Annotated in this window: 10 protein-coding genes and 1 tRNA gene; 7 read left to right on the forward strand and 4 right to left on the reverse strand. The window is 67.6% G+C overall.

Features of this window, described 5'->3' with window-relative positions:
• Positions 1–53: 53 nt before the first annotated feature.
• Positions 54–1,628 carry a chitinase gene (locus AC1DEM_RS14455; RefSeq protein ID WP_476885008.1) on the forward strand — a complete coding sequence of 525 codons (1,575 nt, stop codon included), beginning with the start codon at positions 54–56 and terminating at the stop codon, positions 1,626–1,628.
• 119 nt (positions 1,629–1,747) lie between these two features.
• Here the strand turns inward: AC1DEM_RS14455 and AC1DEM_RS14460 are convergent, their stop codons facing one another.
• On the reverse strand, positions 1,748–2,533 hold the full coding sequence (locus AC1DEM_RS14460) for a DUF998 domain-containing protein (RefSeq protein ID WP_476885009.1): 786 nt from the start codon (positions 2,531–2,533) through the stop codon (positions 1,748–1,750).
• Positions 2,534–2,620: 87 nt separating this feature from the next.
• On the opposite strand from AC1DEM_RS14460, the gene AC1DEM_RS14465 reads away from it, so the two are divergent.
• The 3 genes from AC1DEM_RS14465 to AC1DEM_RS14475 all read left to right on the forward strand — a co-directional run bounded on the left by AC1DEM_RS14465 (position 2,621) and on the right by AC1DEM_RS14475 (position 3,674).
• Positions 2,621–2,693 (forward strand) — tRNA-Arg (locus AC1DEM_RS14465).
• 1 nt (position 2,694) lies between these two features.
• Positions 2,695–3,267 carry a DUF6314 family protein gene (locus AC1DEM_RS14470; protein WP_476885010.1) on the forward strand — a complete coding sequence of 191 codons (573 nt, stop codon included), beginning with the start codon at positions 2,695–2,697 and terminating at the stop codon, positions 3,265–3,267.
• On the forward strand, positions 3,264–3,674 hold the full coding sequence (locus tag AC1DEM_RS14475) for an NUDIX hydrolase (protein ID WP_090582659.1): 411 nt from the start codon (positions 3,264–3,266) through the stop codon (positions 3,672–3,674). Before AC1DEM_RS14470 ends, AC1DEM_RS14475 begins: the two co-directional genes overlap by 4 nt.
• Positions 3,675–3,738: 64 nt before the next feature.
• On the opposite strand, the gene AC1DEM_RS14480 is transcribed toward AC1DEM_RS14475, so the two are convergent.
• Positions 3,739–5,649: an ABC transporter ATP-binding protein gene (locus AC1DEM_RS14480; RefSeq protein ID WP_476885011.1), complete on the reverse strand. Its 1,911-nt coding sequence runs from the start codon at positions 5,647–5,649 to the stop codon at positions 3,739–3,741.
• Positions 5,646–7,313 (reverse strand): ABC-F family ATP-binding cassette domain-containing protein, encoded by a 1,668-nt coding sequence (locus AC1DEM_RS14485; RefSeq protein WP_476885012.1) that lies wholly within the window; start codon positions 7,311–7,313, stop codon positions 5,646–5,648. The genes AC1DEM_RS14480 and AC1DEM_RS14485 overlap by 4 nt, the downstream gene beginning before the upstream one ends.
• A 276-nt stretch (positions 7,314–7,589) precedes the next feature.
• On the opposite strand from AC1DEM_RS14485, the gene AC1DEM_RS14490 reads away from it, so the two are divergent.
• Genes AC1DEM_RS14490 through AC1DEM_RS14500 form a run of 3 tightly spaced genes read left to right on the forward strand, consistent with a single transcriptional unit; the run spans position 7,590 to position 9,851 of the window.
• A complete protein-coding gene (locus tag AC1DEM_RS14490) occupies positions 7,590–8,336 on the forward strand; it encodes a hypothetical protein (protein ID WP_476885013.1) in 747 nt (248 codons plus the stop codon).
• Positions 8,333–9,064: a hypothetical protein gene (locus tag AC1DEM_RS14495; protein WP_476885014.1), complete on the forward strand. Its 732-nt coding sequence runs from the start codon at positions 8,333–8,335 to the stop codon at positions 9,062–9,064. Before AC1DEM_RS14490 ends, AC1DEM_RS14495 begins: the two co-directional genes overlap by 4 nt.
• 43 nt (positions 9,065–9,107) lie before the next feature.
• Positions 9,108–9,851: a hypothetical protein gene (locus AC1DEM_RS14500; protein ID WP_476885015.1), complete on the forward strand. Its 744-nt coding sequence runs from the start codon at positions 9,108–9,110 to the stop codon at positions 9,849–9,851.
• A gap of 259 nt (positions 9,852–10,110) precedes the next feature.
• Here the strand turns inward: AC1DEM_RS14500 and AC1DEM_RS14505 are convergent, their stop codons facing one another.
• A complete protein-coding gene (locus AC1DEM_RS14505) occupies positions 10,111–13,146 on the reverse strand; it encodes an alpha-mannosidase (protein WP_476885016.1) in 3,036 nt (1,011 codons plus the stop codon).
• Positions 13,147–13,201 lie beyond the last annotated feature (55 nt).

The following is a 13,201-nucleotide window of genomic DNA, read 5'->3' on the forward strand; positions in this document are numbered from 1 at the left end:
CGGCAGCGGGCGCGTGCCCGGCTGTCCAACTAAAGACGCACGAGGGGGGCCCTGTGTCCGAACGATTCCCAGGCCGCAAACTATCGGCAGTCCGGCTGGGCGTGCTCATTGGCGCCGTGGTTGCTGCCGCCGCCAGCGGCGTGGCCGCGTGGGGCAACTTCCAGGATGTAAGGGCAGCCGAGGCCATCCCGTCCGTTTTCTCCGGATATGTGGACGTCACAGCCACCCCGCGGTACGCCTTCGAGGCCCCGGTCTCCAAGGAAGCCCAAAACGTCGTACTGTCCTTCGTTGTCGCCGACCCCAAGGATCCGTGCGCGCCTTCCTGGGGCGCCGCCTACTCACCCTCCGACGCCGCGTCCGCGCTGGACTTGGACCGGCGCGTGGCACGCCTGCAGCAACTCGGCGGCACCGTGGCCGTATCCTTTGGCGGCCTGACCAACCAGGAACTTGCCGTGAGCTGCACAGATCCTGCCAAGCTGAAGGCGGCCTACGGCACCGTCGTCGACCGCTACAACGTCAGCAGCATCGATCTGGACGTGGAAGGCGAGGCCCTTTCCAACGCGGCAGCCATAGAACGGCGGTCCACCGCCGTCGCCGCGCTGCAGAAGGACCGCCAGCGCGACGGCAAGTCCCTGAGCGTCTGGCTGACCCTGCCGGCTGATCCCAACGGCCTCACGACGGCGGGCACAGACGCCGTGAAACGGATGATTGCCGCAGGCGTCGACCTCGCCGGAGTGAACGCCATGACCATGGACTACGGCGGGAGCAAGTTGCCGGGCCGGTCCATGTTTGAGAACGCGGCGTCCGCCGCGGAAGCCACCCACCGGCAGCTGACCGGTTTGTACCAGGCGGCCGGCAGCGAACTCGGCAGCGAAACCGTATGGCGCAAGGTCGGCCTGACGCCGATGATCGGCCAGAACGACATCGCCGGCGAGATTTTCACACTCAAAGACGCGCAGGAGCTCAGCGCGTACACAAGCGCCCACGGAATCGGCAGGCTTTCCATGTGGTCCCTGAACCGTGACCGCACCTGCAGCCAGAATTTCCCCGACGTCACGAAGGTCTCAGATGGCTGCAGCGGCGTGGACCAGGGAAGCTCATCCTTCGCCACGATCCTCGGCGCGGGCGTCATGGCCAGCCCGTCAGCGTCCCCGGCCGCTGCGGCTGCCCAGACCCCGGTCCCGGCTGTCAGCGACAACCCCTCCACCAGCCCGTATCCGGTGTGGTCAGAAAACACCGCCTACGCCGCTGGCGAGCGGATCGTGTGGCATTCAAACGTGTACGAGGCCAAATGGTGGACCCGCGCTGACACCCCGGATGATCCCGTCCTGCAAGGCACCGCGACCCCCTGGCGCATCATTGGTCCGGTCCTGGCCGCAGACAGGCCGACGCCGCAGCTGACGGCCCCGGCCGGCACGGCCCCGGCGTGGCAGCCGGCCAAGGTCTACCGCAAGGGCGACCGGGTGCTGTTCGAAGGCCGGGTCTTCGAAGCAAAATGGTGGACCCAAACCGACAGTCCCGAGGCTGCGCTGCAGGGATCGCCGGAGTCGCCGTGGTCCAAGCTGCGGGACGAGGAACTCATGAAGATCATGGCCAAGGCGACGGCGACTGCTGCGCCGGCTCCCTAGAGGCCCGGCTCCATCCGGCTATCGTCGGSGGGCCTGCGTCAGCAGGCCCGCTGACGCGCGTCAGGGCCCCTTGTGGGCCCGCTGACGCGCGTCAGACCCCGGATCGGCGGGGGCCCGCCTCAGCGGGCCTGGGCCCGAGCAAGCTTGCGCACTGTGCGTTCGTGCTGGACCCGCTGGGCGATGACGAGGCCGGCCGCTGCGATGCCAAGCGTTATGGGGTATCCCATGAGCCGCTCCAGGGTGCCTGGTTCCGGCACGTGCATGCCCGTCAGCCCGCCCGCAATGAGTGCCGCCAGTGACACGGCGCCGCAGGCCAGGATGAACCACCCGAGTGGCGTCTGCCGCAGCCAAAGCCAGCCGAGGACCAGGAGCGCCAGGGCCCCGGCCGCGAAGTACATCAGGGCGCCGGCCACATGCCAAGCCGATCCCGTGTCTTCTGGCACCAGGCCCACGATGATCGTTCCTGCCCCGGCGGTGCCGGTCAGCATCCGGGCAGCGGCCGCTGCCACCACCCCGGCGCCCCAGCGCGCCCGGCCCGGCCCCCGGCCGCGCCGGATGGGCACGCCGGGCCGCGCAGCACAGCACATCAGCGCCGAGCCGAGCAGCAGGGCACCGACCACCATGCCGAGGCCTTGAATCACAAAGGACGCGTTCACCAGCAGATGCGCCGGCGAGCAGACGTCCCGGCCGCCGAAATCCCCGCACGCCAGGGCCCCGAGGTCGCTGATGTAGCCGGTGCGGCGGCTGTATGGTTCCTCTCCCGCCCAGGCGCCGATCACGGCCGCCTCCGCCACGAAATACTGCAGCACGCTCAGCTTCGCCAAGGCACCGACGTAAAACCGTGTCGCGGCCACATCCGGGTAGTAGAGGGCTCCGGCGGAAAGCTCGGTGGTTCCTGCAGTCATGCCAAGAGCGTAGTACGCGCGCTCACCTTGTATGCTTATATCCGTGTCCGACCGGACCGGCCCCTGGCCGCCCGCACGCGGATGCCCGCCCTCGTAGCTCAGTGGATAGAGCACGGCTCTCCTAAAGCCGGTGTCGTTGGTTCGATTCCAATCGAGGGCACTTGAACATTCCTGCCCCGGACGAAACCCCGGACACGGGCCCGGGCTTTGACCTCCGCGCCTACCTGCGCGGCTCCTGGTCCGTCGCCCGCACCCTGCTGGACCGCAGCACCGGGATAAGCGGAACCTTCACCGGCGTCGTCCGCTTCACTGCCCTCGACGACGGCGGCCTGTTGTGGCGTGAAGAGGGCACCGTGCAGTGGGAACCCTTGGACGGGGCATCCTTGGGCCGTGCGCCGTTCACCGGCCCGGCGAGCCGGGAATATCTGTTGCAGCCGGCCGACACGCCCGATGTGCTGGAGGTGTTTTTCCCTGACGGCCGCCCTTTCCACCGCATGGGCTTCGCCGGGCAGGCCAACCATGACATGCACTGGTGCGACCCTGACACGTACCGCGTGACGTACAAGTTCGTCGGGCCAGACGAATGCGGCTACCGCTGGGACGTCACCGGGCCCGCCAAGGACCAGCTGCTGGAGTCCGTCCTGCAACGGCTGGAAGCAGGACCAGGCCCGGCACCCGACGCATCGCACGGTGCAGCACTCGATGCAGCTCAGGACGCAAGGGGCGCGGAGTGAACCCGCGCATCGTCGTTTCGGCCGTCTGCGTCTTTGATCGCTCCGGACGGCTCCTGACCGTGCGCAAACGGGGCACGGACAAGTTCATGCATCCCGGCGGCAAACCCGAGCCGGGCGAAACGGCGGCCCAGGCTGCGGCCCGTGAGCTCCAGGAAGAAGTCGGGATCGTGCTCGCCCCGGACCGGCTGGACCTGCTGGGCTGCTGGCTGGCGGACGCCGCCAACGAGGCGGCCACCCAGATTGAGGCCACCGTCTTCACCGCTCCCGGGGTGTGGAGCGCCCGGCCGTCGGCCGAAATCGCCGAGATCCGCTGGCTGGACCTCGCCGCCGAGCTGCCCGGCGACCTCGCACCACTGCTGACCGACCATGTGCTGCCTGCCCTGTCCGCCAAACCGTCAGCGGGCTAGGCCCGGCACCGCACGGGTCCCCAAAACGGCCCCCGGGCGCCGGCCTCCAAGCACCCCAGCCCAGTTACCCGGGCACAGCCTCCTCGGCGACAGCAGTGGCCTCGGAGAACTGTGTCCGGTACAGCTCCGCATAGCGGCCCCCGGCGGCGAGGAGCTCCCGGTGCGTACCGCGCTCCACGATCGATCCGTCCTCCACTACGAGGATCGCGTCGGCTGCGCGGATCGTCGAGAGCCTGTGCGCGATCACGACGGCTGTGCGGCCTTCCAGCGCGGCGCCCAGCGCCTCCTGGACGGCGGCCTCGTTGGTGGAGTCCAGCGCGGCGGTGGCCTCGTCCAGGATGACCACCCGAGGCTGCGCGATGAGCAGCCGGGCGATCGTCAGGCGTTGCCGCTCGCCGCCCGAGAGCCGGTAGCCGCGCTCCCCCACCACGGTGTCCAGGCCATCGGGCAGGGAACGGATCATGTCTTCGAGCCGGGCACGCCGCAGCGCATCCCACATCTGCTCCTCGGTGGCCTCCGGCCGGGCCAGGCGCAGGTTGGAGGCGATGCTCTCGTGGAACAGATGCCCGTCCTGCGTCACCATGCCGAGCGTGGCGCGCATCGAGTCGAACGTGAGGTCGCGGACGTCCACGTCGGTGCCGGGCGTGGTGCCGCCGAAGCGGATGGCGCCGGAGTCGACGTCGTACAGGCGCGAAAGGAGCTGCGCGATGGTGGACTTGCCCGCTCCCGAGGAGCCGACCAGGGCCACCGTCTGCCCGGGCTCCACCCGGAAGCTGATGCCGTGCAGCACTTCCTCGCCGCCTCGGGTGTCCAGGGTCAGCACATCCTCCAGGGAGGCCAGCGAGACCTTCTCTGCCGAGGGGTAGGCGAAACGGACATCGTCGAACTCCACCGAGAGCGGACCCGGCGGGGAAGCCACGGCGTCCGGCTTCTGCTGGATGAGCGGCTTGAGGTCCAGGATCTCAAAGACGCGCTCGAAGCTGACCAGGGCGCTCATGACTTCCACCCGTGCGCTCGACAGTGCCGTAAGCGGCGCGTACAGGCGGGTGAGCAGCAGCGCGAGCACCACGACGTCGCCCGCGGCCAGTTGCCCGGAGAGTGCCAGCGAGCCACCCAGTCCGTAGACCAGGGCCAGGGCCAGGGCCGAGACCAGCGTCAACGCCGTGACAAAGGTGAACTGCAGCATGGCGGTGCGGACGCCGATGTCCCGGACCCGGCCGGCCCGGAGGGCGAACTCTCGAGATTCCTCGTCTGGGCGGCCGAAGAGCTTGACCAGGGTGGCGCCGGGCGCGGAGAAGCGCTCGGTCATCTGGGTGCCCATGGTGGCGTTGTGTTCGGCGGCTTCGCGCCGCAGATCGGCCAGTTTGGAGCCCATGCGGCGGGCCGGGATCAGGAAGATCGGCAGCAGGATCATGGCGAGCACTGTCACCAGCCACGACTTGTTCAGCATCACCGCAAGGGTCAGCGCCAGGGCCACGACATTGCTGACCACGCCGGAGAGCGTGCCGGCGAAGGCCGACTGCGCACCAATGACATCGTTGTTCAGCCGGCTGACCAGGGCCCCAGTCCGCGTTCTGGTGAAGAACGCGATCGGCATCTTCTGGACGTGGTCGAAGACCTTGGTACGCAGGTCCACGATCACGCCTTCGCCGATCGTGGAGGACAGCCAGCGCGTCACGAGGCCCAGCCCCGCCTCTGCCACGGCGACGATGGCGATCAGGACAGCAAGCCAGATCACCGTTCCGGTATCCGCGTGGGCGATGATCTCGTCAACCACCTGCCCGGCGAGGACCGGGGTGGCGACAGCCAGGAACGCCATCACGATGGACAGCAGCACGAATGCGATCAGTTTGCCGCGGTGGGGGCGGGCAAAACTGAAGACGCGCTTCAGCGTCTCCTTGGAGAACGGCTTGGACCCGCTGGAGGCGCGGGTGATGTTGTAGAGGGAACTCCAGGCGACCCGGTCCATGCTCATTTGGTGTTGCCTTTCGGGGCATCGGAGTGCAGTTCGGTGACGACGCCGTTCGTGACGTTCCAGCGCGCGTCGAGGCGGACGTTTTCCAGCAGCCGGCGGTCGTGGGTGACCAGCAGCAGTGCGCCGTCGTAACTGTCGAGGGCTTCCTCGAGCTGTTCAATGGCCGGCAGGTCGAGGTGGTTGGTGGGTTCGTCCAGCACCAGCAGGTTCACGCCGCGGGCCTGCAGCAGCGCCAGGGCTGCCCGGGTCCGTTCCCCCGGTGAGAGGGAATCGACGGACCGGCCGGTGTGATCGGCTTTGAGGCCGAACTTGGCCAGCAGGGTGCGCACCTCCGCCGGGGTCTGCTCGGTCAGCACGGCTTCGACGGCGTCTGACAGCAATAGCTCGCCGGCCAGCAGGCCACGCGCCTGGTCGATCTCGCCGACGGCCACGGACGCACCCATGGAGGCGTCACCGGAGTCGGGCTGCTGGACGCCGAGCAGGAGCCGGAGCAGGGTGGATTTGCCGGCGCCGTTGGGGCCGGTGATCCCGATCCGCTCCCCCGCGTTCAGCTGCAGGTTCACCGGGCCCAGGGTGAAGCCGCCCTGCTGTGCGACGGCGTCGCGCAGGGTGGCCACGACGGCGCTGGAGCGGGGGGCCGCCCCGATGCTGAACTGCAGCTGCCATTCCTTGCGCGGCTCTTCAACTTCTTCAAGCCGCGCGATGCGGGACTCCATCTGCCGGACCTTCTGGCCCTGCTTCTCGGAGGACTCGGTGCTGGCGGCGCGCCGGATCTTGTCATTGTCCGGGTTTTTCTTCATGGCATTCCGCACGCCCTGGGAGCTCCATTCGCGCTGTGTGCGGGCCCGGGAAACGAGGTCGGCCTTGGTGTTGGCGTATTCCTCGAAGCGTTCCCGGGCGTGCCGGCGGGCCACGGCGCGTTCCTCCAGGTAAGCCTCGTAGCCGCCGTCGTAGACCGCCACCGAGTTCTGGGCGAGGTCCAGTTCCACGATGGTGGTGACGCAGCGTGCCAGGAACTCGCGGTCATGCGAGACCAGGACGGCGCCGCCGCGGAGGCCCTGCACGAAGGCCTCCAGCTTGGCCAGGCCGTTCAGGTCCAGGTCATTGGTGGGTTCGTCCAGGAGCACGATGTCGAACCGGCTCAGCAGCAGGGCGGCGAGCGCCACGCGGGCCGCCTGGCCGCCGGAGAGTCCGGTCATTCCGGCGTCGGGCCCCACCTCAAGGCCAAGGTCCGCCAGGACGGACGGGATGCGGTCCTCCAGGTCGGCGGCGCCGGAGGCCATCCAGCGGTCGAAGGCCAGCGAGTAGGCGTCATCGGAGCCGGGCGCGCCGGAGCCCAGCGCCTCTGCGGTGGACTCCATCTCCAGGGTGGCCTGCGCGCAGCCTGTGCGCCGGGCGATATATTCGCCGACGGTTTCGCCGGCGATCCGTTCGTGTTCCTGCGGCAGCCAGCCCACGAAGGCGTCGGAGGGTGCCAGGCTCACGGTGCCTTCCTGCGGATCGTCGACGCCGGCCAGCAGGCGCAGCAGGGTGGACTTACCGGCACCGTTGGCGCCCACGACGCCGACGACGTCTCCGGGTGCTACGGTCAGGGACAGCTTTGAGAAGAGTGTGCGGTGATCGTGACCACCGGAAAGGTCCTTGGCAACAAGGGTTGCAGTCATTAGTTAATCCTCTCACTGCGGCCCAAACGGACCGCCCCGACGGGCAGAACCCGCCCGTCCCGGCGGCCGAAAACCAGCCGGGCATAGAAGAACCCGCCGGTCCGGACTTGGGGGGTGTACGGACCAGCGGGTTCGACCATTTAGCATAGTTGAATTAGGACCTCACGTAAAATCACAGCCCACACCGCCGCACCGCTTCCACGCCCCGCCTCAATCTCCGCTGCCCCACCGCATGCCAGTAGCCATACTGCCCATCGACTCCGCAGGAAGCCCTAGATGCCACTACCCGCAAAGGCGTTCCAACTCTGGCTTCATCGGGTTGCCCCATCGGCGAGCACAGCCGATATCTGTAGGATCTCCGGGATCAAGCGCACCACCCTTGCCCAGCAGCTAGTGCGCGGGAAAGTGGCCGAATCCACCCTGGTCAGCATCAGCCGGGCCCTGGATTTGAGTCCGCTGGTGGAACTCGGCTCCTTCGACCACTATGCGGACCTCACCGCCGCGCCGCAGCAACCCACCCCGGCCGAACTCGTCAGCCAGGTTGCCACCATGGACCTCTTGCGCGGAGTCATTTCCCGTTCCTCCCCCGCCTACGGAGGCTACGGCGACCACGGCAGCTCCATGACCCCGGCGTTGACACCCGCCCCGCACGCCACTTCCGTCCGGAACTGGGTGGACGCGATTGACGACGGTGAGTTGCGTCACCGGGTTTCGGCTGCCACCGGCGTCGCACCGCAAAATTACTCGGCCCAGCTCACAGCCAACAGGCTCTCCCCCGAGCTGGCGGTCGCGACCGCCCGAGCGGCGGGCGTAGGCTTCACGGGCGGGCTCGTCGCCACGGGCTTGATAACAGAGGCTGAGGCCGGCTGGACGCCAGGGGCCAAGCAGGCCGCGTTGGATGCCCTCTCCGATGGAGAACTTAGTGTCCTGGCCGGGGAGCGGCTTCAGGCGCTCGGCAAAGCGCTGCGGCGCCACGAGCAGGAGCAAGCACAAACAGAAAAAATTTGGGAGAACCTCGGATGATCACGACGCTGCAGTGGACCACGCTGGGGGTCTGCAGCGCCGCCACGCTCGCCCGCGTGCCCAGCGTCCTCCGAGGCGAAAACCGGTCCCTGTTCGCCATCTTTGCGCTAATGACCTTGGCAATCCTGCTCAGCATCGATGCCCCGTATGAGGCCGTGGACCACGTCCTGGGAGGCCTGAACATCGCCAACCTGGTGCTGCGCTTCATCATTTTCGCCGGCATCTTCTTCCTGGGATTCCGGCTGGCCCGGGGCTTCAGCGCCGACGACGCCCTGCGGCTCATCACCGGCCCTATTGGAATCGTAGTAGCCGCGGGTGCCTCGGCCGCGGTGGCGGCCGTCTTCTTCATGATGGACACTGCCGGCTCCTCGGCCGGGCTGGTGGCCCTGGCCGCCAAGAGTGACCGCAATGCCGCCCTGGTGGAGTATTACGGGGCCGCCGGGCGACTCTACCCGGCGTTCATCACCGTGGCCCTATTTCCGGCCATGGTGCGGACCCTGCGCAGCCGCCTCCCGGTCCTCGTCCGGTCCAGCGCGGCATTGCTCGCGCTGGGCACCGTGGCCATCACCCTGAGCCTGCTCTCTCCGGTCATTCCCCCGTCCCTCGGATTCATGCGGTTCGTCCTGAACTACTCGGCCGTCCTGTGCATCGTCCTGGGACTGTCCCTGATCTGGTTGGCCAAGACGCTTGCTAAGCGGGCGACTAAGAAGCAAGCTGGCATGACCTGACCATCTTGGGGCTGAGCAGGCAAGCGATGTGGGAGAACACGGAATGATTGCAACCCTCCAGTGGGGCACGCTGATCATCTGTACCGTGGTGCTCCTGCTCCGCCTCCCGGATGCGATCCGGGGGCGCAACAGGACCGTTTTCTGGATACTGTTTCTCGCCACCCTGTGCAGCCTGCTCTCGGTGCCCGGCCCCTACGTGGCGATCGACGCGGCGCTGGGCGGATGGAACCTCACCCACCTGATCTTGCGTTTCCTCGTGTTCGCCGCCGTCCTGCTGGTCGGTTTGCGCGTGGCGCAGGGACTGACAGACGAGCGCGGCTACCACCTCATCGCGGGGCCGCCCGGACGCTGGGCCCTGGCGGTCAGTGCTGCCGCCGTGGCCCTGACCTTCTTCCTCATGGACACCCGCGGGTCCTCGGCCGGCATGCTCGGCATCACGGACAACGGTGGACGCAACGCCGTCCTGGCGCCGTTCTATGCCGCGGCAGGGCGCACTTATCCTGCCTTCGTTTCCCTCGCACTGCTGCCGGCATTGCTAGCCACCACCAGGAGCCAGTTGCCGCGGCTGGTGCGTGCCGCAGCCCTCCTGACATGCCTCGGCGCCATCGCCACCACTTTGAGCCTCCCCGCCTCCTTCGGCCCCGAAACCTGGCTCCTCGCGCAGCAGACCGTCAACTATTTGGCCGTCGTGGGCTATGTCCTGGGCCTCGGTCTGTTCTGGGCTTCCGGGCTCGCCGCCAAGAAAACTGGCAACAATGGCGCAACATTACGCAAGAACCAGCGATAGGCATTCACAAAATCATTAGACCGTGAAAGAATCATGAATGTGTGAAAGCGGCAATCGCTTCGTGTACGGAAGTCAGCCGTGCGAGGCAGAGGCAGCCGTCCAAGCGCCATTGGGGGGATGAGTGGTAGCGGTCCGCAAGGACCGCTCCCACTCAGCCTGTTTAAGGGAGTTTCAGGTTTTACCCTCGGGTGTTGTCCCGGCGGGTGTTGTCCCGGCGGGCTTGTCCCTGCGGGAGGTCGGGACAGTCGGCCCCAAGCCGTCAGCGGACAAACCGAAGCGTGACCAGCTGGAACGGCCGCAGCGTGAGCTCGGCGGAGTCGGGGCCTGCCGTCACGCCCGGGGCGTCGACGGGCCGTTCCAACAGGTCCACGGCGTGCAGCCCGCGGACCGGGAAATTAGCCTTCAGGAGACCTGTTGAGCGCTCTCCCAAGGATTCGTACACCCGGACAATCACGTCGCCGGAGCCGTCTTCAGCGAGTTTGACCGCTTCAACCACGAGGGCCCGGTTGACCACGGTTACCAGCGGCTCCACACCGTGGGCCCCCTGCACCACCCGCGGGGCCAGATTGGTGCGGTAGCCCTCCTCGACGGCGTCCGCGATGGTGGCGCCCGGGCGGATCGTGACGCGAAGCTCGTGCCTGCCCTGGTCCGCGGACGGATCCGGGAACTGCGGGGCCCGCAGGAGCGAAAGCCGCACTGTGGTGGTGGTCCCGCCGTCGTCCTCCCGGACGTTGCGGGTGACGTCGTGGCCGTAGCTGGAAGCGTTGGAGATGGCCACCCCGTAGCCGGGCTCGGCGACGTGGATCCAGCGGTGGGCGCAGATCTCGAATTTCGCAGCTTCCCAGGACGTGTTGACATGGGTGGGGCGGAACACGTGCCCGAACTGCGTCTCTGCCGCCGAGCGGTCTGCTTTGACGTCCAAGGCAAATCCCAGCTTGAGCAGTTTTTCTCTCTCCTGCCAGTCCACCTCAGTGGTGATCGCGAGCGAGTCGGCGCCCGCCGCGAGTGTTATCCGTTGGGTCAGAGGCGAGGAGCCTGCCAACCGCTCCACCACCACGACGGCGTCGGGGCTTTCCGCTCGGGGGTCGCGCTCCAGTGTCACCGAATGCGCCCCGACCAGTCGGACAACGTTCCTGCGGTAGAAGGCGTCGATGTCCCACGCGTCCCATTCATTCGGTGTGTCCCGGTGGAGTTCCAGGAGGTTGCCGAACTCACCGGGAGCAATCGCCTCGCGTCCCGTGGCGCGGTCTGTGAGCGAGGCCAGCAGTCCGTTGGCATCCACCACTGCCCGGATGATGCCGTTGTCCAGGATGTAGCCGCCGTCCGCTTCGGTGACCTCTACCGGCTGCCCGGGCCGGACCGGCTCCGCAACGGCCAGGGCAGGCACGCCCCGGCGCTCCTGCGGGGCAGCGTTGAGGAGGAACTCCCGGCTGCCGGAGCCGAGCGCCGCAGCCGCAGCGTCGGCGATGATCGCTTCAAGACCCCGTTCGACGGCGGCGTAGTTCCGTTCGGCGTCCTGGTGGACCCATGCGATGGAACTTCCAGGCAGGATGTCATGGAACTGCTGCAGCAGGACCAGTTGCCAGAGGCGCTTGAGCTCCGCCGCCGGGTAGTTGTGCCCGGCACGCACTGCCGCGGTGGCGCACCAGAGTTCTGCCTCCCGGAGAAGGTGCTCGCTGCGCCGGTTTCCCAGCTTGGTCCTGGCCTGGCTGGTGTAGGTGCCGCGGTGCAGTTCCAGATACATCTCCCCCACCCAGACCGGCAGGGGCTCATACTCGGCCTGGGCCTGGCCAAAGAAGCTGGCTGCCGAGCCGAGCCGCACTTTCGGGGCCCCCTCCAGGTCCGCCGTGCGCTGTGCCGCGGCCAGCATCTCGCGTGTTGGCCCGCCGCCGCCGTCGCCGTAGCCGAACGGAACCAGCGAGGTGCCTCCGCGGCCGTGGTCCCGGTAGTTCCGTTCTGCGTGCGCCAAGTCCCGGGCACCGAGATCGGAGTTGTAGGTGTCCACCGGCGGGAAATGGGTGAAGATACGGGAGCCGTCGATTCCCTCCCAGTTGAAGGTGTGGTGGGGCATCTTGTTGACCTGGTTCCATGAGATCTTCTGCGTCAGGAACCAGCGGCTGCCCGCGGCCTTGATGATCTGCGGCAGCGCCGCGGAATACCCGAACGTGTCCGGGAGCCACGCTTCCTCGCATTCCACCCCGAATTCGGCCAGGAAAAAGCTCTTGCCCTCGAGGAACTGCCGTGCCATGGCCTCGCCGCCGGGCATGTTGGAGTCTGATTCGACCCACATCCCGCCGACGGGAACGAACTGTCCGGCGCGGACCTTGTCCCGGATGCGCCCGAAGAGTTCCGGATAGTACTCTTTCATCCACGCGAGCTGTTGGGCCGAGGAACACGAAAAAATGAAATCGGGATGCTCGTCCATCAGCGCGACGACGTTGGAGAACGTCCGGGCGCACTTGCGGATTGTTTCCCGTACCGGCCACAACCAGGCCGAATCGATGTGGGCATGGCCCGTGGCCACGAGTTGGTGCGCCGAGGCGTAGGCCGGCCGGGACAGAACGTCGGTGAGGGCCGTCCGTCCGGCCGCTGCGGTACCGGCAACGTCGTCGGGGTCCATGATGTCCAGCATGCGTTCGAGCGCCCGCAGGATTTCGTGGCGGCGGGGCAGCTCCATGGGCAGCTCGTGCATCAGCCCGGCCAGGGTGAGGATGTCCTGCTGCAGTTCCCAGACGGTCTGGTTGCGTTCGGCGATGGCGATCCGGCCGAGCCGGTATTTCGGTTCATTGCCCGACGTCGCTTTGTCGCCGTAGGGGGTGGCGGCGAAGGTCCAGTTCTGGGACAGGTCGGGGTTGGCCGCGGCTTCGACGTAGAAGTCGACCGCCATGCCCGAGCCCAGGAGCTTGAGCGGGATGTACTGGTTCCGTGGCGAAATGGCCTTGATGATGGTCCCGTCGGACCGCCAGGCGATGCCTTCGCACTGGAAGCCCGGGAGATCGCCCCTGAAACCCAGGTCAACGAGGATTTCCACCGACGTGCCAGCTGTGGTTCCCCAACCCTCCGGCACCTCACCCCGGAGCCGGAGCCACTTGGTGCTCCAGGGCCGGCCCCACGCCGCGCCGTGTTCCTGCGCCGTGAACTCCTGCCGCAGGGCCTCCAGCGCCGGCACGGGTTCGTCCGGCGCGTCCCAGCTGCTCAGGGTCAACGGGATGCTGCGCGGGTAGACGGCCGGGGCGATGCGGTCACGCAGAAAGCGGTCCAGCCGGACTTCCGTAAGACGGCGGTCGTCGTGCAATGTGATCCTCTTCAGCGCTGGTGGTCCGATTGGCTCCAATCGATGGATAAAACTT

This window comes from Arthrobacter sp. 05T420, from assembly GCF_056396305.1.